Source organism: Flavihumibacter cheonanensis (assembly GCF_022352215.1).
In the GTDB taxonomy this organism is placed as follows: domain Bacteria; phylum Bacteroidota; class Bacteroidia; order Chitinophagales; family Chitinophagaceae; genus Flavihumibacter; species Flavihumibacter cheonanensis.
The window spans coordinates 220,354-238,942 of the sequence record NZ_JAKRWF010000002.1 but is presented as its reverse complement, the minus strand read 5'-3'; the positions used below and the strand labels follow the sequence as shown (position 1 = coordinate 238,942).

Genomic DNA, 18,589 nt, shown 5'->3' with positions numbered 1-18,589 from the left:
TTCGTTTAAACCGCTCCTGGGAATGGCAAATGTTGGCAGGCCTTTTTTTGTTGATGGCCATTCGCCTGACAGTTATCGTTTTTACAATAATCGATCAGTACTTTAAATAATAAAAGCATGTACGTCCAGCTGATAAAACATATGGTTTGTGGTCGATGTGTGTTGATGGTAGAACAAACCCTTGAAACCCTCGAAATCCGGGACGCTGAAGTGAGCCTGGGTAAAATCGAGTTGCAAGAACCCATCCAGCCACAGTTGGCTGATCAATTGCAATCAGTGTTAGCTTCACTCGGACTGGAAATGATGCAGGGGCGTTCTGCCCGCCTGATCGAGCATATCAAAGAAGCAGTTGCCGAATTCCTCCATCTCGGGATAGATGCACAGGGTCAAAAACTTTCCACCTTTATTTCAAGGCGCCTGGGCTATGAATTTGGACACCTGAGCGAACAGTTTGCCAGGGCGGAAGGCACTACAGTAGAACATTATTTTCTGGATCTGCGCATGCAGAAGGTGCAGGAATTATTAAGGAGCACCAACCTGACACTCAATGACATCGCATTTGAAACCGGTTTCAGTAGTGTTCACCACCTGGCCGCTCAATTCAAAAAATTCACCGGACGCACGCCGGGTAAATACAGGGAAACGGTACAGCAGCACCAGGTACTCATCGGGTAGCTGCCAGCCTGCTTAAGGTTTCGCGGGTAACACCCAGGTAGGAAGCAATGAGTTGTTTGGGAACCCGTTGAAAAAGAGCAGGATTGCTGGCAAGTAACATATCATACCGTTCTTTGGCAGTATTGTTCAACATGGATAGAATGCGTTGCTGTAGCCCAACATACCCATTGGTGAGTTTCTGCCTGAAAAAATGCTCAATCTTGTGCATTTCACTACACAATTTCTCCCTGTTGTGCAATGAAAGCGTAAGTAACTCACAATCTTCAATACAGTCAATCGTCAGGGTTGCCGGTGTTTCTTTGATGAGTGCCTGGTAATCGGAGATCCACCAGTCTTCCATGGCAAACTGCAGTATATGTTCCTTTCCCTTGTTATCCGTCAGATAGGCTTTTAAGCAACCTTTGATCACAAAATGATCATTGATTACCCGATCTCCTTCCTGCACCAGGAATTGGTGTTTCTTCAACTTTTTTGTTTTCAGATGCCCATAGATGTAGTCAAATTCAGTATCCGTTAAGGGGGTAATTCGCTCTATATGTTCTCTGAACAGGGCTTGCATAATGATAAACAGCTTTACAACAGGAGCACAGCCATAAATGTAAAACAAATCACACCGATAGAAAGCTCCCGGTGTGATTTGAGTATTCGTTAACCTTATAATGTAGCCAAAACCTTTACCACTTCTTCCCCTAATTTTTTAGCTGATTGGGGATTTTGACCAGTAATCAATCTGCCATCCACGGTTACATGCTCCTGCCAAAGTCCGGATTTCTCAAACCTTGCACCGCGCTCAATCAGGACAGTCTCCAGCATAAAGGGCACTACATTTTCCAGTTTTACGGCGATCTCTTCTTCGTTGGTGAAAGCATTCACCCGCTTGCCATCAACCAGGTATTGGCCATTGCTGAGTTTGATATTTACCAGTCCAGCGGGACCATGACAAACGGCACTCACTACACCTCCCTTCTCATAAATCTTTGTTGCCAGGGCAGCCAGCTCCGTATTGTCGGCAAAATCCCACATCGTTCCATGTCCGCCAGCATAATGGATGCCTATATAGGCTGCCGGATCTACTTCAGATGGCTTCATTGAATGTTCCAATTTATTCCGGTACTCCTTGTTTTCCCAGAAGGCTTTGTTCACCGGATCTTCCAGGTTAAAACCATCCACCGGGGGATTGCCACCCTTGGGACTTACAAAATCGATTTCATAACCCGCTTTTGTTAATGCTTCCCAGGGATGGGAAACTTCACTGAGATAAAATCCGGTTGGCTCACCGGTGCTGCCTTTCACACCATGACTGGTCAGCACAAATAGAATTTTCTTTTTCATATGTTCTGTTTTATTTTCTTTTCTGTTAGATAACTGTGCACTACCCGATAGGGCTATAGCCAAACTGGCTACTGCCAGTAGCATAGGTTTATACAAGTTCATTTTGTATTGAATTTTAGTTGTTATAAGGGACTCAGGATTTCAACCTCCCTTGATTCCAGCAGGGGAACAATCTGACCCAAAGCAAGTTGTTGAAAATGATCGCTGTCGCGATGTGCCTGAACCGCCGCCTCGTTTTTATACACTTCATACAATACAATCGTGCCAGCGTCATCAACTGGCTGGTGCGGTTGATAAACCAGGCAACCTTCTTCCTGAAGCGATAGGGATTGCAGTTGCAAAAGGAGTGCCTTCACTTTATCCAGGTTGGCAGTAGGTACTTTGTAACGTGCCAGGATAACCCTTCTTTCTGTGGATGTATTCATGTGCTTGAATTTTATTCCACAAAGTTCCGAACCCATACAGGGCTGCAAAAGGGCCTAGGTCAAAAAAATGGTGTGATGTAGATCACATTACTTGCTTAAATAGCGTATCTCGCTTATCTGTACGATTGGCTGAATATTGGTGTATTTCGGTATATCGTTGACAATAGCAGTTCTATTTTTTGCAATGGCTTCATTGTATTCAGACATATTGTAACAATAGAAATAACCAATAGCGATAAAAGGAATCTTGTCATTGGCTGTTCTGCCGGCTAAGCCCTTATCAATTTCATAAAATTTCAGGTTCTTTCCCAGAAAATTGGCCATCATGGGCATATGTGTTTTTTCATAGTAGTCCATGTCAAAGGTCTTTCCTTCTTCATTGGGATAAAGAATGGCAACTTTTATCATTCCTTTTTCAGGAAGTGCTTGCAGTGGGACTTGGCTTGTTTTACAGCTGAACAAGGTTGAAAATGTCAACAGCAGGAGCAGGTAGGTAAGGCGCATAATGGTTGGTATTTTGAAAGTATAAAATGAATCACTTCTTGTTATCGCTTTTTGCATCGATTTCTTCAATCCTTGCCAGCACCAGTTTTTCAATAATGGTCGGATCCAGCGGCCTCTCAGGTTGAAACCTGATTACCGTATTGGAGTTATCATAGGCCGCGAATAGTTTTCTGTATCTGTTCAAAACTGTTCCCTCCATGATAAAAAAAGACAAATGGGTTTTGCTGGACCGAAACCCGACAGCTCTTTTCCCTTTGTAATAAAAGAAGGGAACTCCTCTGCTTAACTTTAATTGCGCAGTGGGTACCAGCTCCTGAATTTGTTGGCTGATTGCGTCTAATGCTTGACGATCCTTTTCTGGCAGCTTCAGGAAATAGGCAGCAACTTCTTCTGGAATAGACATTCGCTAACTATTTTTCCAAGTCTAAGAACTTTTTGATATCGGCAGCTTAGCTAAATGCGACATAGGCAATGGGGCATTGCGACAACACTTATACAAGCTGATATATATATTCTTCAATCTCTGCTTGTCGGGCATTCGCATAACCTTTATCTGTTCCAATCTTTACAAATCCGCATTTCTCCAGTACGCGCTGTGAGCCAATATTATCGAATGCAGTTCTTCCATGCAATGGCCGACTGGGTTCTTGTTGTAGAAATTGCTGTAGTGCCTGAGTGGCAATGCCCTGTTTCCAACATTTTCGGTCAATCCAGTACGTTATTTCCGCTTCTCCCTGCATCATGAATTTGGCAATACTTCCGGCTATGACATTACCAACCAGGATCGTCTGGTTATTTATAGTAGGGTCGGACAACAATTTTTGATACTTATTTATATAGGCAGTTTTATCAGCCGGATCACCTGAAATAAATGCTGCTAAATAATTGGCCTCAGGATCTAACTGAAATTGAAAGAGCCATTCTAAATCTTCTATAGTTGTTGGCCGAAGGGATATAGCAAGTTCATTTATCATTTTTAAGAATGTATTTCTTAATCATATAAGCTGAAAGCGGTCTCAGTTGCTTGTTCAGTTCTTCAGGATGATTACCCGGAGCAGTAAAAATTTCCGGAAAATTATTGCGCTTTAAATACCAGAGCTTGCCGACAGATCTTAGTGTAATTGTATCAATCTGCATCACCTTTCTAAAATGGTTTAGTTGAAAAGTGTCAAGCGCAATTATGGTTGCAGTACCCGGACGTGCATTGCAGGGCACTGCTTTATACTCTTCCCCTGTCCAGTACATACAAGAAGTTGAGGTATCTACAAAAGTTTGTATAGCTGGTGGCTTCTCCCTGAGTTTCATGATAGAGAAACCAGTAACAGTAACAACAGCTATTGCCCCGGGGATTACCCATTTTAATAGTCCGGTTTTTTTCCTGGGCAACATACCAGCAAGTTCAAGTGGTGCTGTGCTTGTCCATGGTAGTACCTCAGCCGCAACCTGCAATGGTCCATCTTCCATTCCTCCCTCTTCCTTTCCTCCATCCTCCCGTCTTCCATACTTCCTTCCCAGCTCAAATGGCCTCGGCTGGAAATCAATCAGCCAGGCCAGCAGCTCAATATTTTTCTCATTCGTGGATTCTGTATCTCCATTAAGATAATTGATCAGCGGCCTGAACTTATCTACATCAATCCGCTCGATAAGCTTTAAGCATTCTTCCTTTCCATCAAAAACGCCGAAAAAATCACGCAGTGTTTTTAGATCGCGGGGTTGAAATCGCTCTTCACAAACTTTCAAACACTCGTCTCTTAACCTGGCCGGACGAAGATGCAGCAGACTCGGTGGGAGCTTATTCTGCCCCAGTTTGGTATAGTACTCGTCAAGAATAAGGTAGGTGTAATCAGAAAACATATCGAAAAATAGCTGATTGATTGGAATTTTCGGAATCTCATCGGAATTACCGGAATTATCGGAATCATTTGATAATCAGCCTAGTATCGCCAATTATTTTCGATCCTGAAATCAATTGATTCCTTTCTGGCTAATTGGATTTCTGTACAGCATTGATTTCAGAGAGTCGGTTCGGTGGTATCGGATCATTGACCTGGGAAGCAGTTTTCCGGTCGCCACAGTTCCTGCTCTCACCCACTTCCCAACAATTCCAGGAAGCGCTTCCTGGGCTTAGGTACAAGTTTCCATCATTTCAAAATTTAATCAAAATGTTTTACATATTGATATCCCTCCTATTGGGATTGGCCTCCTCGACTCAACCCGTAAACGATCCCATCCATGATGATCCGGGTGTAGTTACTACCAGCGATACCGGAGGAGAAACCGGACATATTCCACCGCCCCCTCCAAAAGGCAAGGGATAAGATCCAATAAGGCAAGTGCAGGCTTGCCTTATTTTTTTTATTTTTCCTGTTCCATGTTGCTGTCAAGATTTCAATGCCTTTTCCTGATAATCGTAGTGTTGGTTGGTTGTAGTCAACCCAATCCGGCACCAGATCCTGTTGCGGATATTGATTTTTCTACCGCGATGGATTTGCTCAACACGCAACCCGATTCCGCCTTTTATTATTTCAATGAAGTAGCCACCCAATCCACCGATTCCCTGGAAATCGCTTCCGCATTGAATTATATGGCCATCATCCAGCACAATGCCGGAGATTATTTTGGAAGCATTGAATCCCTGCTGGCTGCCCTGGGTTATCTGAAAGATGAAACCGAAGACAAACGTCCCTACTACCAGGCGGTGTATAACCTGCTGGGCTCTAACAACCTTGAACTGGACAATTATGTGGATGCCATTCTCTATTATCAGCAAACCATTGAACTGACAACCGATCCGAACTTTAAAAATATTGCGCGTAACAACCTGGCAGTAGCCTACCAGAAACAGGGTGATTATGCGAAAGCAATAGAGCTGCTTACCGCCATTCAAAATGATACCACCTCCAATCCGGTTAACCAGGCCAGGGTGCAATCCAACCTGGCCAGAACCCGCTGGCTACAAAATAAAAACTTTAATCCATTACCCGATTTTTGGAATGCGCTTCAGATACGCAATGCTGAAAAAGATCAATGGGGATTAAATGCCGGTTATTCGCACCTGGCTGATTATTATTCCGCAACCCGACCTGATTCTGCTTTGTTCTATGCTTCCCGTATGTACGCGATAGCCAAAGAGCTGAATAGTGCCGATGATCAACTACAAGCGCTGCAGAAACTCATCCCTTTAGCGGCTCCTGATCAGGCAAAGCCATATGCGGCAACCTTCATGCGCTTATCGGATAGCCTGCAAACTGCGCGCAACACCGCCAGAAATCAATATGCGCTGATTCGCTATGAAGCAGCAAAAAGCAAAGCAGAAAACCTGGAGCTCTTAAATGCAAATGCTGAAAAAGAATTATTGCTGTTTCGGCAACAATTAATTGGCGGTATCCTGGTGGTGAGCCTGCTTGCCCTGATTTTTTTTGGAATGAACAGACAACGAAAAAGGAAAGCACAACTTCAATTAGAATATGAACAATCCCTCCGGGACCAACAATTAAAGACCTCGCAGAAAGTACATGATGTAGTCGCGAATGGGCTCTATCGTATCATGACCACCATCGAATACAAAGAAGAGCTGGATAAAAATGAATTGCTGGACAACATTGAGGAATTGTATGAAAAATCAAGGGATATCTCCTATGAAGGGCAGGAATCCCACCCTGTATCCGGCTATCAGCAATCTATAAACGAATTATTAAAGGGATTTGCCTCCGAAACCACCAAAGTTGTGATTGTAGGCAATGAATCCGGCTGTTGGGAAACTATGCATCCAACTGCGAAAAACAATCTGCACCAGGTACTGCAGGAGTTGATGGTCAACATGCGCAAACACAGCCAGGCTTCTCTGGTGGTGGTGAAATTTGAGAGAGGTCCGGATGGCCTGCACATCATTTATACAGACAATGGTATCGGGATGCCTGCCAGCTCCCAGTTTGGCAATGGCCTGAAGAATACGGAAAACCGGATTTTTCAGTTAAACGGACGTATTAGTTTTGGGCAACATCAGCCAACCGGTCTGACAATCGAAATTCACTTGCCATTTGCGTCTTTGTATGATAAATAAGGTATTAATAGCCGAAGACCATGAAACCTCCAATCTTTCCATTCAAAAAGTGATGGAGGAGTTGGGCATTGATCAGATCGACTATGTATACTACTGTGATGATGCCCTGAAACAGATCAGGCAGGCGGTTGAACGCAAGCCCTCTTATGATCTGTTAATTACGGATTTGTATTTCGAGGACGATGGACAACCTCAACAGCTTACGGGCGGACTCCAACTCATTCCGGCCGCAAGAGTGCTTCAACCTGATTTAAAGATCCTGGTATTTTCAGCGGAAAACAAACCCGCTACCATCCAACAACTCTTCAAAAAATTCGAGGTGGATGGCTATGTACGGAAAGCCCGGAGTGATGCAAGGGAACTGCGCCTCGCCATGGAAAGCCTTTCCAATAACCAGCGTTATTTTCCAAGGAACCTGCGGCAAATATTGAATAGCAAAAACACTTTTGAGTTCAGCAGCTTTGATATCGCGCTATTAAAATTACTGGCGGATGGCGTTCGCCAGAAAGATATCCCTGCGTATCTGCAGGAGCAAAATATTCGTCCCTCCGGCCTGAGCAGTGTAGAGAAAAGATTGAGCCTGCTAAGAGAAGAGCATTCCTTCGCCACGAATGAACAACTGATTGGATTCTGCAAGGAGCTGGGCATTATTTAAAAGCGGCTTTACGGTTTCCCGTAAGAAAGCGCTAACCGGTTCACCTATGTTTGAACCAAGTTAAAGGCAGGATTATGTTGCTCTATTATTATGTAAATACGACTCCCAAAATTGATGGCAGGTATGAGGTACATGCTATAGGTTGCGTTCAAACTCCATTGATTAAAACCAGCAGTCCCTTAGGCGAATTTGCTTCTTGCCAGGAAGCCATCAATGCCGCACAACTCAACTATCCGAAAGCCACTGGCTGTTATTATTGCTGTAAGGAGTGTTATACGAGTTAATAAAACATTTTTTGTGAAGAGATTAGGTCTTTTACTCATAGTTCTTTCTAGTTATAGATGTGCTGAGAAGAAGGACGTATATCTGTGTGATAGTCCGAATGCGACCAAATACCACTATAATGAAAATTGTCGCGGCTTGAAAGCCTGCAAGCATCCGATCATCCAGGTAACCCTGGAGGAAGCCCGTAAAATGCGAAAAACCCTCTGCGGCTGGGAGAAATAAATAGTTTATCAGACGCCTTATTCTATGAGCAGTTGGTGTCTTTTTTTACAACCATGGTTGGGTCCTCCTTCCGTGGTTTTTTTGTTAACTCAAGTTTATTAGGCAGCTAATCCTTCTGCGGAAGCATGTAAAGTAATAAAGGCAAAATCATATTATAATTATTGAATAAACACAGTAATTTGATTGCATTTTAATAGGCTTCTAACCTAATTATAACCCTATGAAAACCCTATGAAAACCCTATAATGACCCTATCTTTATTGCTCCTCCGGTGATCTTTAGTGCTAGATAAGAATAGACCAGTTCAATATTTTCAAGAAAAAGAATAGTGTAATTTCAACAACAGAAATAGCTTCCTTTCTTCACTTCATGTTTATGGAACAATTCAATACCAGTCAACTCACTAGAATTATCGCCCAACTAAAAGCTATTTGGGATGGCAAGTTGTGGGCAGATGTAAATCTAAAAGAGAAAGTATCTGCAATTAATGAAACCAATGCCTTTATCCAACCTGTAAAAGAGATGCGTTCAATTGCTGAAATCGTTTCTCACATGCTCGCTTGGCGGCAATACACAATCAATACAATAAAGGGGATTTCCAATACACTTACGATGGAAAGTCCGGATAACTGGAAATCAAATGAATTGCTCAAACCAATTGGATGGAAGAATTTATTGGACGCTTTTGAATCAAGCAATGATGAATTAATTACTCTTCTTAATGAAAAAGACGATGCCTTTTTAAAGCAAGAATATGTAAGCGGTTCACGATTTGAATTCTTACTTGAAGGTATTATTCATCATGATATATATCACCTGGGACAGATAGGGATCACGCTTAAATTCCTTTCGCTCACCCAATAAAAAATACCCAGGTTACAAAATCATCCGTAAACTCAATAAACTGATGCGCTGCATGAGCCGGCACATATAAAAAATCACCCGGCTTAAAATCGGTTTCTTTCTCCAGTAACCTGAATTTCCCGGTTCCTGCTATTATAAGGTAAAACTCATCACGGTCATGCGGCTGTTGTTTATCCACCAAATGTGGCCGGTATACTTCAACCGATAGCTTCCCCGCTTCAAACAAGGTAATGAATGTTGTGCCTGCCGCCTCTAATTGCCGCAACGCTTGTTCCTGCCCGATTTTATTTTGGAAATCCATGGTTATTTAATTCAGCTTTTAATTTCACTAAGTCTCCTAACAAACGGGTTTCAGTTACCTGTTCCCCCATACCCAGACTTTCCGCTATTCGTACGACTGCCGGATTCAATGTTTCAATTTCTGTTTCCCGCTTATTTCGGATATCCTGTAAGGTGGATATTTCCTGTCCGTCCGATAACCGGCTGATCTGCAACAAACTATTTTCCACTTCAACTACCTCCAGGTTTACACCCTTCGTTATTGCGATGGTCGTACATTCAAATATAATCCTTCGTGCGATTTGACGCGCCTCCTCACTTCTGTGAAAAATCCCATTGTCCACTTCCAGAAGCGGACAAATAGTATTGAATACACAATTTACAATCGATTTTTTCCAGATGATCGGCTGGATATTTTCCTCCTCCTTGAATTGGAAAAGGGGCGTACTAAGCTGTTCTACAAGAAAAGCTAACTGTTGCATAGTTCCCCGTTCTATTCCAACCGGGCAGCCGGATACTGGTTTGAACCGGACGGTCTGTTGATTGATGAGCTGGCTGGTTACAAACAGTACACAGCGATAGACTGCAGGAAATTGCTCATCCATAAATGGTTGCTCCACACCCAATCCATTTTGCAGCAATACGATGGGCGCATCTCCCGTTTTGGCTTTCAGTATCTTGGCAAGTCGGACATTCCCAAAGGATTTGGTGGCCAGCACGATGATCCCGTTAAGTACCGGGAAATTATTCAGTGTTGCTATGGTGATGGTTGATTCCTGCCAGATCCCATCTGGCATTTCCACCTTGATGCGTTCGCTGCTTATGGTACCATCTTGTATGCTTCCTCTAAGTAAATGTACCTCCTTACCCGTTTCCTGTAGAAATACCGCCAATGCCTTACCAATGGCACCTGCTCCTATTATGTAAATGGGCTGTTGCATTTTAACTGATCTCCCGCTAAAAGTAAATCCTAAACTAGTATTACCCTTTCCGCTTGTGTATATTGTCTAATTTTCGTACTATCACAACAATACGAGTAGTGAGCCAACCAATCTTCTGAAATATAATTATGGAATATAAGATACTTGACTGGGCTGCTGCCAATGAGTTGAGGAAAAAAGGGAAAGGAAAATTCCAATTAATGGTGGAGGCAACAAAGGCTCAATTGTTCCAATTAAAAGATGGCACTTATTTGCTCATGCCGATAAACCCTTTCGGAAACTCTATCCATATTATGGATAAGAATGTATTTGATAACTGGGTTTCAACCAATGAGTTTCCAATAATTGAAGAAGCAACGCAGTGGTATCATGATAACAAATTGCTCATTGACGATCTGTTGAAAAATAAAGAGAAATTAAAAAAAGATTTACTGAGTTATGTATATAAAGACAAGGACTACCATTCAATAGAAATAACTGATACTGTAATTGATGAAATCTTTGAGTATATCAAAACAAAAAGAAAATTGGACAATTTCAGACTGCATTTTATTGTTTTAGCCGGTGATTATTTAATGAAAGATCAGTCTGATATGAAATGGGGAGTGCTAAAAACCTGCCTGTTTGTAAATCCAATGTATTTGTTATCAATTATTAAAACAGATACTGAATTGAATTACTATAATCTTGAAGCTGCTTTTTTTGGGAAGTGGGGTTATGCAGTAATGTTATATTACAAAAAAACCTTTAAGAGCGAATTTAGACCTGCTTCTGAACTGGAAGAGATTATTTTCTTATAGCCTTATCTTAGAGCGGTAATCGATCTATCTGTTATACTATGAATATAAAAATTGATCAAATAATTGAAAAGCATACTGAATTATATGTAAATAGAATTTCTTCTTTTTGGGAGGAGAATCCTCAAGTACCACTTGCGCTTAACGAGATCTACTTTAATTCTGAAAAATCTGTAGTTGATCTAATAAAGAAGGTTGAAATAAAGAATTTTTATGAGTTTAAATTACCTATCGGCCATAAGGCAAATCTTGGCGATCCTGATACACTAGGATTAAAAAAACTGGAAATTCTTAATCCGATATCTTTTAAAGAGTATGATTTATTTGATCGAATAGAATGTAAAACGAAAGAGGAGGTTAATGAAAAGTCCCCTACTGCCTATTTTCTGATTCATAAGAAGTATTCACGTATTATAGATGCAAAACTTATTTCATTATTGCCTGATTACAAAAAATGTAATAATGGAAACCGCAAGAGAGTAATTAATGATAATTTGTCTTTTGAATTAGACTGGAGAATATCAAGGGAGAGGGCGGCTTTTCCTAACATTGAATATGTATTTCCTGAGTTCGTAATTAATTTCAAAGGAGAAGAATATTATCAACGCTTGGATATTACAAATCTCGCATTTATCGGTGGTCTACAAAGCTTCAGTGTTTTTTACGATATATGTATGCAATTTTATTATGATAGCTCCGGTGCAATTTATAAAGGGGAACTAAAAGAAGGACAACCAGTTGTCTATTTTGACAATAGCACCAATCTATATATCATTACCAATTCAAAAGAAAAAATTGTAAGCTGGAACAATTATATTTCTACTGTGATGAATCTGTTTTATATGCATTTTACAATTTTTGAAAACTGGTTGATTGATTCAATTTCGACGGAACTTTAACTTTTTTAAGGTGGTTTCTATGTAGCTTTTTTTCTATAAACACCACGCTTTCGGGAATAATTTCGACGGTTTCGGGAATATTTTCAGTTGCTGTTTTTTTTCAAAAACTTGTTGCAACTTTCTGTGGCAAAACATCCCAGAAATTCCCAAACCTCTTTTTATGAAGAGCAAGTTCCTGTCTTTCCAAAATGGAACCACCTTCTACAAAATCCCAATCGATGATATCCTTTTCATTCAGGTAAAGGACGATTACTGTGCAATTATTACAGGCTCCTATTCCTGCTGGATGAAAATTACGATGCAACACCTCCTTGAGCTGCTACCGGAGAATCAATTCTATCGGGTGCACCGCTTTTATACGGTTAACCTTAACCTGGTGACCGGCGTTGGGAAAAACTTCCTGTTGGTGCAGGATCAACGAATTCCTGTTAGCAGATCGCTATCCCCTGTCTTTAATGAACAGTTTATTAAGTCCAGCTGAGTAGTTCCTGAACGCTTCACTGACGCTTCACTGATGCTTCCAGAACGTTGAAACAACAGTCAAACAACGATCAAAATTCGGTTCCTGATGACTGACAGGATAGATGAAAGTGCCCGAATGGACGGTGAAAGTATGCCGAATGGTACTGAAAAAACATAGTTACGGACAACTATAACTTTCTATACTTGTCCGTAACTGTGTTTCCTACACCCCAAACTGCTTTAAATGATGTTTCGCATGCTTGTGTAGCAATTGCACCTGGCCCTCATAATTCAGCGGACCAAAGAAAGGATTCAGAATCTCCCGCTCCGGATTCTCAGCAAAGGCCTGCTGGAAGGCTTCCAGGGCCCGCTTTAATTCAGTAATCGCAGTCTCCATGTTTGGATACCGCACCGGTGCAGGGGTTTCCCCCATAAGAGGATTCTTGAAATTCTGAGGGAAGGGATCCTCGCTGAACAGAAAAGCTACCATCTGCGGCAACCGATTCTCAGGGCTTAACAACTTCACCGGTATCTTGCCCGCAGCCACTAACACCGCATCTGTCATATGTTCCACCATCTGCTGCACATTCATCTGGCCCCAGGCAGGTGGGGTAGACGGGTCTAGTTCTCTGAGTAGACGGGGGAAGTCTTCGAGGAGGAAGCTGAGCTTGGGGGACATATGAGTTGATTTATAGGTTTTACCGGGCGGGACGGCTGGCGCCTTACCCGACCGGAAAAACCCTAAGCCGCTTTGCGCTTTTCAATTTCGGCGCAGAGGGCATCAAAGATATCGTCTACACTCCCCTCGCCTTTTACCTCCACTACCTTGCCGAACTGGCGGTAATGATCAGCTACTGCCGATGTCTTCTTATGATATTCTGTAATCCGCGCACGGATAATACTTTCATTCACGTCATCTGTCCGGCCACTGGTCAACCCGCGGTTCAGCAATCGCTTCACCAACTCCTCTTCTGTCACTTCCAGGGCTAATACCACATTGATGGCCTCCCCGCGCTGCTCCAGCAACTCATCCAGAGCTACCGACTGCGCCTGGGTACGTGGAAATCCATCAAACAGGAATCCTTTGGCCTCCGGGTTATTGTCCAATGCCGACCGAATCATGCCTATTACCACGGCATCCGGTACCAATTCCCCGCGATCCATGAATCCCTTCGCCTCCAAACCCAATGTGGTCTGGTTCGCGATCTCGGATCTCAATAAATCACCGGTGGACAAATGTTTTAAACCATAACGGGCGATCAGTCTTTCTGACTGCGTACCCTTCCCACTACCGGGAGGACCAAATAGAATTAAATTGAACATGTTGTTAAAAAACTCAGATGAATGTCAAATTTAAGGGTTGCTGGCTAAAAATTGTCCATTAAAAGCCGATTAACCTTGAATTCTGTCAACTTGCCGACAATCCAAACGAACCTGTCTCCCGTAGCTTTGTTATATAATTATGCGAACTATGTATCTTAAATTCCTCCTGCTCGGCTGCCTGATCAGTTTCCAGTATTGCAGCTTTTCGCAAGCCAAAAAGGAAAACACAGCCACCCAACAAAAATCATCAACTATGGATAGCTCCAAAAATCCCGTTTACTCCCGCAATTCCACTGATAAAGTGAATCTAAGCGAGGAGGAATGGAAGAAAATCCTTCCTTCCGATGTTTATTACATCGCACGGCAAAAAGGAACCGAAAGACCTTTTACCAGTCCCTTTGAACACTCTAAAGATGTAGGTACCTATCATTGCGCAGCCTGTGGAAACCCTCTCTTCCAGAGTGATACCAAGTTCGACAGCGGTTGCGGATGGCCTAGTTTCTACCAGCCCATCTCGAAAACCAGTATTATCTATACGCCTGATAATTCCCATGGTATGCGCCGGACGGAAGTGCAATGCGGTAGATGTAAGGCCCACCTGGGACATGTTTTTGAAGATGGTCCCCCGCCAACCGGCCTCCGCTACTGTATTAATGGGGTGATCCTCGACTTCGCCAAAGCCAAAGAAGCCGAAAAATCCTACAATGAGAAGTCCGGTAAGCAGTAAAAAGCTCTTCCCGGTTTCCCATTCGTCGGGTAAAAATGACAGCCTGGCGAGTAAAAAAGCACGATAACCGAACTCATTCTTTAAACTCCGGATCCCGTTGCATCTTTACATCATGAAGCAGCAGTAATGAAATTGTCTCGGTTGTTACATTTGGACAAATTCTGGATCTGGATCACTAAACACTACAAAAAAACAAAAAGCCCCTCTGGACGGGGGCTTTCTTGTTTATGGTTGGTTCCTTCAATTATTTTACTTCATCCAACTCCACTTTTACTGTCACTTCAACCTCCTTGCCTACTACCAGTCCGCCTGTTTCAGTTGCCCGATCCCATTTCAGGTTATAATCAAATCGATTGATGGTGGTCGTTGCCTTGAACCCTGCCTTACGGCCACGGCTACTCGCAAGTATACCTCCATGTGTTACCTGAAAGGTTACCGGCTTGGTCACATCCCGAATGGTGAGGTTGCCTTTCAGTTCGTATTTGTTATTACCCAGCGGCTTCATCGAAGTGCTTTCAAATTTCATGGTTGGAAACTTCTCCGCATTGAAGAAATCATCACTCTTCAGGTGACCATCCCGGCGCTCATTATCGGTATTGATAGAATTCACATCTACTGTAAAACTGATCTTCGCATCCGAAAAATCATCCTTGCTGTGCTCTACTGTTCCATCCCACATCTTAAAGGTACCCTCCGCCTCAGACACCACCATGTGATTCACGGAAAAGCGAACACTGGAATGTCCTTTGTCCAGCTTCCATTTGGTTTGCGCAGTTGCACTCATGCCCAGCGCCAGGGCTGCACCCATCATAAGCAGGTTTAATTTTCGCATATTAATTGGTTTTATTGGTTAAACACTAAGGTACACCTTTCATCAATTTCCGAACAGGGTTCCAACATTATCCTTTAATTTCCTTGTTCAAATTGAATCGCACATGACACACTGGAGAAAAATTGGACTGGCAGGAACCCTGCTGGTTGGTTCTGCTTTGGTAGCAACGGCGCAGAAAAAAACTGCTCAAAAAACGCCGGGCCCTGCAGCTGCTGAAACTGTTTCACTCGACCAGTTCAAAAACTGGAAACCCCGGAATATCGGTCCGGCTGGTATGAGTGGACGTATTACCGCCATCGATGCGGTGGTTGATGACCCCAACATTATTTACCTGGGTTCTGCCTCCGGCGGGGTCTGGAAAACCATCAATGGCGGCCATGAATGGAAGCCTGTTTTTGACGAACAGCCAAATATCAATATCGGGTCGGTGGCTATCCAGCAATCCAATCCCAATATTGTTTGGGTGGGTACCGGCGAGGGCAATCCCCGCAACTCAATCAATATTGGCGAGGGCATTTACAAAACCATCGATGGGGGTAAAACCTGGAATCGCATGGGCCTGGAAAAGACCCGCAACATCCATCGCGTGCTGATTGATCCCAATAACCCCAACACCGTATATGCCGGCGTGATTGGCAACCCCTATGATTTTCACCCCGATCGCGGTGTATTCAAAACCACCGATGGGGGCCAGTCCTGGAACAAAATTCTCTATACCAACGATAGCTCCGGCATTGGAGATATGATCATGGATCCCTCCAATCCCAATAAACTCTTCGCCGCCATGTGGCAGCATTACCGCACCCCCTGGAGTTTCATGAGTGGTGGTAGCGGCAGTGGCTTATACATGACCCTCGATGGAGGTAAAAACTGGAAAAAGCTGGGCAAGGAAAATGGCCTGCCGGAGGGTGATTATGGCCGGATTGGCCTGGCCATCGCGCGCAATAACCCCAATGTCGTATATGCCCTGGTGGAAGCCACCAAAAATGGTTTATATAAAAGTGAGGATGGCGGCTACAACTGGAAACTCGTAAACAGCAATCCAAGCTGGGTTACCAACCGCCCTTTCTATTTCCAGGAAATCGCAGTAGATCCCCTGAATGAAAACCGCGTTTGGCTGATTTACCAGATGATTGCTAAAAGTGAAGATGGTGGAAAGGATTTTGAGGTAGTCATCCCTTACAATGGTATCCACCCCGATCACCATGCGTTCTGGATCCACCCCAAAGACAATAAGTTCATTATAGATGGCAATGATGGCGGTATTGGTATCACCCGCGATATGGGCAAAAACTGGGTATTTGATGAAAAGCTGCCAGTCGGACAATTCTACCATATTAATGTGGATAACGAACAGCCTTATAATGTAATGGGCGGTATGCAGGACAATGGTTCCTGGCGCGGACCAGCCTATACCTGGATGAGTGGTGGTATCAAAAACTATTTCTGGGAAAACCTCTGGGGTGGTGATGGCTTTGATGTGATGCCCGATGCTGAAGATGCCAACTGGGTTTATGCCATGAGCCAGCAGGGCAATGTGGGCCGCTATAATGTGAAGACCGGCGAGTCATGGTTCATCAAACCAGCTAATCCTAACCTCCAGACTATCTTACGGTTTAACTGGAATGCCGGTATTGCGCAGGACCCCTTTGATAAAAAGACCATCTATTTTGGTAGCCAGTACCTGCACAAGAGTACGGATAAGGGTGTTACCTGGGAGATGATCTCCGGTGACCTGACTACCAATGATTCCAGCAAAATTGACCAGAATAAAAACGGAGGTCTCAGTCTTGATATCACCGGTGCCGAAAACCATTGTACGATTCTGACCATTGCTCCTTCTGCCAAACAGCAGGGAGTAATCTGGGTAGGTACGGATGATGGCAATGTGCAGCTGACTCAGGATGGTGGTAAAACCTGGACCAATTTCCGTGGCAAGATTCCTGGAATGCCAACCGGCGCCTGGGTTCAACAGATTCAGGCATCCCGCCACAATGCGGCGGAGGCTATGGTGGTGGTTAATGATTATCGTCGCGGTGATTTCAAACCTTATATTTTCCGCACCACTGATTTTGGCAAAACATGGACTCGCCTGGTGGATGAGAAAAAAGTAGTGGGATATGCGCTTTCAGTAATCCAGGACCCCACGGAACCCAACCTGATTTTTGTTGGCACCGAGCAGGGACTTTGGGTAAGTCTGAACAATGGGGCCAGTTTCCAGCAGTGGAAGAATGGATACCCTTCCGTTTCTACCTATGATATGGTGATCCAGGAGCGTGAGGCCGACCTGGTGATTGCAACTTTTGGACGTTCTATCTGGGTGCTGGATGATATCCGCCCCCTGCGTAAACTGGCTTCCAATAAGGGAATAGCAACCAAATCCGCCCTCACTGTTTTCCCTGCTCCAACTGCGGTGCAGGCGGAGATCCGCAATGCTCCAGGGTATGAGTGGAGCACCTGGGGTATCTGGGATGCGGAGAATCGGAGAAGAGGCGCGGCACTTACCTACCATGTGGACAAATCCCGCCTGGATACTACTGCTGCTAAAAAAGCGGATAGTCTCTGGGTGAAGATTTACGACAATAAAAATGAGCTAATCAGAACCCTCAAGTGGAAAGCCGACTCAGGTTACAACCGCAACTACTGGGGCTTTGAGCAAAAAGGTTTCCGTCGCCCTGGTTCACCCAAGCCGCGGCCCAATGCTCCGGAGCCGGGTGGTGAGGATGTATTCCCGGGTACCTATAAGGTGGTGATGGAACTGGCCGGACAAAAAGACAGCACCATGGTTACGGTGGTGAGTGATCCCCGCCTGGGAGATCGTAAAGAGGTGATCCTGGCCCAGCGCGCTTTAAGTGATCGCTTACGTAAGAGCAGTAATAAACTGATTGATGGCATGGATCGCCTGACTGAGGCGGAGGATTTGACCAAAAAGATGGAGGCTCAACTAAAAGACATGACCGGCAAGGAAGCAGATACCCTGCGCAAGGCGGGTAAGCAAATGCAGGAGGAGATTAAATCCATCCGGGAATTCATCAATGGCAAAACGATTGAGCGCCAGGGTTATGGTCGGCCTCAGCAACCACCTACCCCCATGAGTGTGCTGATGCAGGCGAACCGCTATATCAGTGCCAAACCAGTGAAACCGAGTGCGCAGGAAGAGCAGTTGGTAAAAGATGCGGAACTGAAACTGGGTGAAGCAGTGGAGAAGATCAACAGCTTCTTTGCTGGCAAGTGGGCGGAGTACCGCAAACTGGTGGAAGCCAATCCGGTAAAACTGTTTAAAGACTATCAACCGATTCAATAA

General features: G+C 43.9%; 23 protein-coding genes. 11 read left to right on the top strand and 12 right to left on the bottom strand.

Annotated elements, in window-relative coordinates:
• Positions 1 to 117 precede the first annotated feature (117 nt).
• Complete coding sequence (locus MD536_RS10330) at positions 118 to 675, top strand: helix-turn-helix domain-containing protein (protein WP_239598685.1); 558 nt, start codon at positions 118 to 120, stop codon at positions 673 to 675.
• On the opposite strand, the gene MD536_RS10325 is transcribed toward MD536_RS10330, so the two are convergent.
• The 7 genes from MD536_RS10325 to MD536_RS10295 form a co-directional block, all read right to left on the bottom strand.
• Positions 665 to 1,234, bottom strand: a complete 570-nt coding sequence (locus MD536_RS10325; RefSeq protein ID WP_239598684.1) for a Crp/Fnr family transcriptional regulator — start codon at positions 1,232 to 1,234, stop codon at positions 665 to 667. The two genes, MD536_RS10330 and MD536_RS10325, sit on opposite strands and share 11 nt — an antisense overlap.
• Before the next feature lie 95 nt (positions 1,235 to 1,329).
• Positions 1,330 to 2,109 carry a type 1 glutamine amidotransferase domain-containing protein gene (locus MD536_RS10320; protein ID WP_239598682.1) on the bottom strand — a complete coding sequence of 260 codons (780 nt, stop codon included), beginning with the start codon at positions 2,107 to 2,109 and terminating at the stop codon, positions 1,330 to 1,332.
• Positions 2,110 to 2,129: 20 nt separating this feature from the next.
• Positions 2,130 to 2,432 (bottom strand): putative quinol monooxygenase, encoded by a 303-nt coding sequence (locus MD536_RS10315; RefSeq protein WP_239598679.1) that lies wholly within the window; start codon positions 2,430 to 2,432, stop codon positions 2,130 to 2,132.
• Positions 2,433 to 2,519: 87 nt separating this feature from the next.
• On the bottom strand, positions 2,520 to 2,936 hold the full coding sequence (locus MD536_RS10310; protein ID WP_239598669.1) for an EthD family reductase: 417 nt from the start codon (positions 2,934 to 2,936) through the stop codon (positions 2,520 to 2,522).
• Between the two features lie 31 nt (positions 2,937 to 2,967).
• Positions 2,968 to 3,339, bottom strand: a complete 372-nt coding sequence (locus MD536_RS10305) for an iron chaperone (protein ID WP_239598668.1) — start codon at positions 3,337 to 3,339, stop codon at positions 2,968 to 2,970.
• 88 nt (positions 3,340 to 3,427) lie between these two features.
• Positions 3,428 to 3,910, bottom strand: coding sequence for a GNAT family N-acetyltransferase (locus tag MD536_RS10300; RefSeq protein ID WP_239598666.1), 483 nt, complete (start codon positions 3,908 to 3,910; stop codon positions 3,428 to 3,430).
• A complete protein-coding gene (locus MD536_RS10295; RefSeq protein WP_239598663.1) occupies positions 3,900 to 4,790 on the bottom strand; it encodes a hypothetical protein in 891 nt (296 codons plus the stop codon). Before MD536_RS10295 ends, MD536_RS10300 begins: the two co-directional genes overlap by 11 nt.
• A gap of 308 nt (positions 4,791 to 5,098) precedes the next feature.
• Here MD536_RS10295 and MD536_RS10290 point away from each other — a divergent pair, with 308 nt between their 5' ends.
• The 5 genes from MD536_RS10290 to MD536_RS10270 all read left to right on the top strand — a co-directional run bounded on the left by MD536_RS10290 (position 5,099) and on the right by MD536_RS10270 (position 9,025).
• The gene (locus MD536_RS10290; protein ID WP_239598661.1) at positions 5,099 to 5,254 is read left to right on the top strand and encodes a hypothetical protein; all 156 of its coding nucleotides are present in this window, start codon (positions 5,099 to 5,101) and stop codon (positions 5,252 to 5,254) included.
• Between the two features lie 53 nt (positions 5,255 to 5,307).
• On the top strand, positions 5,308 to 6,999 hold the full coding sequence (locus tag MD536_RS10285; protein ID WP_239598658.1) for a tetratricopeptide repeat-containing sensor histidine kinase: 1,692 nt from the start codon (positions 5,308 to 5,310) through the stop codon (positions 6,997 to 6,999).
• Positions 6,989 to 7,654: a response regulator gene (locus MD536_RS10280; RefSeq protein WP_239598657.1), complete on the top strand. Its 666-nt coding sequence runs from the start codon at positions 6,989 to 6,991 to the stop codon at positions 7,652 to 7,654. The genes MD536_RS10285 and MD536_RS10280 overlap by 11 nt, the downstream gene beginning before the upstream one ends.
• 50 nt (positions 7,655 to 7,704) lie before the next feature.
• Positions 7,705 to 7,938, top strand: a complete 234-nt coding sequence (locus MD536_RS10275; protein ID WP_239598654.1) for a hypothetical protein — start codon at positions 7,705 to 7,707, stop codon at positions 7,936 to 7,938.
• Between the two features lie 598 nt (positions 7,939 to 8,536).
• Entirely contained in the window at positions 8,537 to 9,025 is a 489-nt protein-coding gene (locus tag MD536_RS10270) for a DinB family protein (RefSeq protein WP_239598651.1), read from the top strand.
• On the opposite strand, the gene MD536_RS10265 is transcribed toward MD536_RS10270, so the two are convergent.
• The gene (locus tag MD536_RS10265; protein ID WP_239598649.1) at positions 9,015 to 9,326 is read right to left on the bottom strand and encodes a cupin domain-containing protein; all 312 of its coding nucleotides are present in this window, start codon (positions 9,324 to 9,326) and stop codon (positions 9,015 to 9,017) included. The two genes, MD536_RS10270 and MD536_RS10265, sit on opposite strands and share 11 nt — an antisense overlap.
• On the bottom strand, positions 9,310 to 10,245 hold the full coding sequence (locus MD536_RS10260; protein ID WP_239598647.1) for a ketopantoate reductase family protein: 936 nt from the start codon (positions 10,243 to 10,245) through the stop codon (positions 9,310 to 9,312). Before MD536_RS10260 ends, MD536_RS10265 begins: the two co-directional genes overlap by 17 nt.
• 128 nt (positions 10,246 to 10,373) lie before the next feature.
• Here MD536_RS10260 and MD536_RS10255 point away from each other — a divergent pair, with 128 nt between their 5' ends.
• The 3 genes from MD536_RS10255 to MD536_RS10245 all read left to right on the top strand — a co-directional run bounded on the left by MD536_RS10255 (position 10,374) and on the right by MD536_RS10245 (position 12,422).
• Positions 10,374 to 11,045, top strand: coding sequence for a hypothetical protein (locus MD536_RS10255; protein WP_239598646.1), 672 nt, complete (start codon positions 10,374 to 10,376; stop codon positions 11,043 to 11,045).
• A 38-nt stretch (positions 11,046 to 11,083) separates the two neighbouring features.
• Entirely contained in the window at positions 11,084 to 11,941 is an 858-nt protein-coding gene (locus tag MD536_RS10250) for a hypothetical protein (RefSeq protein ID WP_239598643.1), read from the top strand.
• Between the two features lie 160 nt (positions 11,942 to 12,101).
• Positions 12,102 to 12,422: a LytR/AlgR family response regulator transcription factor gene (locus MD536_RS10245; RefSeq protein ID WP_239598641.1), complete on the top strand. Its 321-nt coding sequence runs from the start codon at positions 12,102 to 12,104 to the stop codon at positions 12,420 to 12,422.
• 204 nt (positions 12,423 to 12,626) lie between these two features.
• On the opposite strand, the gene MD536_RS10240 is transcribed toward MD536_RS10245, so the two are convergent.
• Complete coding sequence (locus MD536_RS10240; protein ID WP_239598633.1) at positions 12,627 to 13,082, bottom strand: DinB family protein; 456 nt, start codon at positions 13,080 to 13,082, stop codon at positions 12,627 to 12,629.
• A 62-nt stretch (positions 13,083 to 13,144) separates the two neighbouring features.
• Positions 13,145 to 13,726 carry an adenylate kinase gene (locus MD536_RS10235; protein ID WP_239598632.1) on the bottom strand — a complete coding sequence of 194 codons (582 nt, stop codon included), beginning with the start codon at positions 13,724 to 13,726 and terminating at the stop codon, positions 13,145 to 13,147.
• Between the two features lie 148 nt (positions 13,727 to 13,874).
• Here MD536_RS10235 and msrB point away from each other — a divergent pair, with 148 nt between their 5' ends.
• The gene (gene msrB / locus MD536_RS10230) at positions 13,875 to 14,453 is read left to right on the top strand and encodes a peptide-methionine (R)-S-oxide reductase MsrB (protein WP_239598628.1); all 579 of its coding nucleotides are present in this window, start codon (positions 13,875 to 13,877) and stop codon (positions 14,451 to 14,453) included.
• A 244-nt stretch (positions 14,454 to 14,697) separates the two neighbouring features.
• Here the strand turns inward: msrB and MD536_RS10225 are convergent, their stop codons facing one another.
• Positions 14,698 to 15,285 carry a YceI family protein gene (locus tag MD536_RS10225; RefSeq protein WP_239598626.1) on the bottom strand — a complete coding sequence of 196 codons (588 nt, stop codon included), beginning with the start codon at positions 15,283 to 15,285 and terminating at the stop codon, positions 14,698 to 14,700.
• Between the two features lie 103 nt (positions 15,286 to 15,388).
• Here MD536_RS10225 and MD536_RS10220 point away from each other — a divergent pair, with 103 nt between their 5' ends.
• Positions 15,389 to 18,589, top strand: a complete 3,201-nt coding sequence (locus MD536_RS10220; protein ID WP_239598622.1) for a WD40/YVTN/BNR-like repeat-containing protein — start codon at positions 15,389 to 15,391, stop codon at positions 18,587 to 18,589.

Bases quoted from the DNA above. Each gene is read 5' to 3' on its own strand.
- MD536_RS10330 (WP_239598685.1), top strand. From the start codon at position 118: ATGTACGTCCAGCTGATAAAACATATGGTTTGTGGTCGATGTGTGTTG.
- MD536_RS10325 (WP_239598684.1), bottom strand. From the start codon at position 1,234: ATGCAAGCCCTGTTCAGAGAACATATAGAGCGAATTACCCCCTTAACG.
- MD536_RS10320 (WP_239598682.1), bottom strand. From the start codon at position 2,109: ATGAACTTGTATAAACCTATGCTACTGGCAGTAGCCAGTTTGGCTATA.
- MD536_RS10315 (WP_239598679.1), bottom strand. From the start codon at position 2,432: ATGAATACATCCACAGAAAGAAGGGTTATCCTGGCACGTTACAAAGTA.
- MD536_RS10310 (WP_239598669.1), bottom strand. From the start codon at position 2,936: ATGCGCCTTACCTACCTGCTCCTGCTGTTGACATTTTCAACCTTGTTC.
- MD536_RS10305 (WP_239598668.1), bottom strand. From the start codon at position 3,339: ATGTCTATTCCAGAAGAAGTTGCTGCCTATTTCCTGAAGCTGCCAGAA.
- MD536_RS10300 (WP_239598666.1), bottom strand. From the start codon at position 3,910: ATGATAAATGAACTTGCTATATCCCTTCGGCCAACAACTATAGAAGAT.
- MD536_RS10295 (WP_239598663.1), bottom strand. From the start codon at position 4,790: ATGTTTTCTGATTACACCTACCTTATTCTTGACGAGTACTATACCAAA.
- MD536_RS10290 (WP_239598661.1), top strand. From the start codon at position 5,099: ATGTTTTACATATTGATATCCCTCCTATTGGGATTGGCCTCCTCGACT.
- MD536_RS10285 (WP_239598658.1), top strand. From the start codon at position 5,308: ATGTTGCTGTCAAGATTTCAATGCCTTTTCCTGATAATCGTAGTGTTG.
- MD536_RS10280 (WP_239598657.1), top strand. From the start codon at position 6,989: ATGATAAATAAGGTATTAATAGCCGAAGACCATGAAACCTCCAATCTT.
- MD536_RS10270 (WP_239598651.1), top strand. From the start codon at position 8,537: ATGGAACAATTCAATACCAGTCAACTCACTAGAATTATCGCCCAACTA.
- MD536_RS10265 (WP_239598649.1), bottom strand. From the start codon at position 9,326: ATGGATTTCCAAAATAAAATCGGGCAGGAACAAGCGTTGCGGCAATTA.
- MD536_RS10260 (WP_239598647.1), bottom strand. From the start codon at position 10,245: ATGCAACAGCCCATTTACATAATAGGAGCAGGTGCCATTGGTAAGGCA.
- MD536_RS10255 (WP_239598646.1), top strand. From the start codon at position 10,374: ATGGAATATAAGATACTTGACTGGGCTGCTGCCAATGAGTTGAGGAAA.
- MD536_RS10250 (WP_239598643.1), top strand. From the start codon at position 11,084: ATGAATATAAAAATTGATCAAATAATTGAAAAGCATACTGAATTATAT.
- MD536_RS10245 (WP_239598641.1), top strand. From the start codon at position 12,102: ATGAAGAGCAAGTTCCTGTCTTTCCAAAATGGAACCACCTTCTACAAA.
- MD536_RS10240 (WP_239598633.1), bottom strand. From the start codon at position 13,082: ATGTCCCCCAAGCTCAGCTTCCTCCTCGAAGACTTCCCCCGTCTACTC.
- MD536_RS10235 (WP_239598632.1), bottom strand. From the start codon at position 13,726: ATGTTCAATTTAATTCTATTTGGTCCTCCCGGTAGTGGGAAGGGTACG.
- msrB (WP_239598628.1), top strand. From the start codon at position 13,875: ATGTATCTTAAATTCCTCCTGCTCGGCTGCCTGATCAGTTTCCAGTAT.
- MD536_RS10225 (WP_239598626.1), bottom strand. From the start codon at position 15,285: ATGCGAAAATTAAACCTGCTTATGATGGGTGCAGCCCTGGCGCTGGGC.
- MD536_RS10220 (WP_239598622.1), top strand. From the start codon at position 15,389: ATGACACACTGGAGAAAAATTGGACTGGCAGGAACCCTGCTGGTTGGT.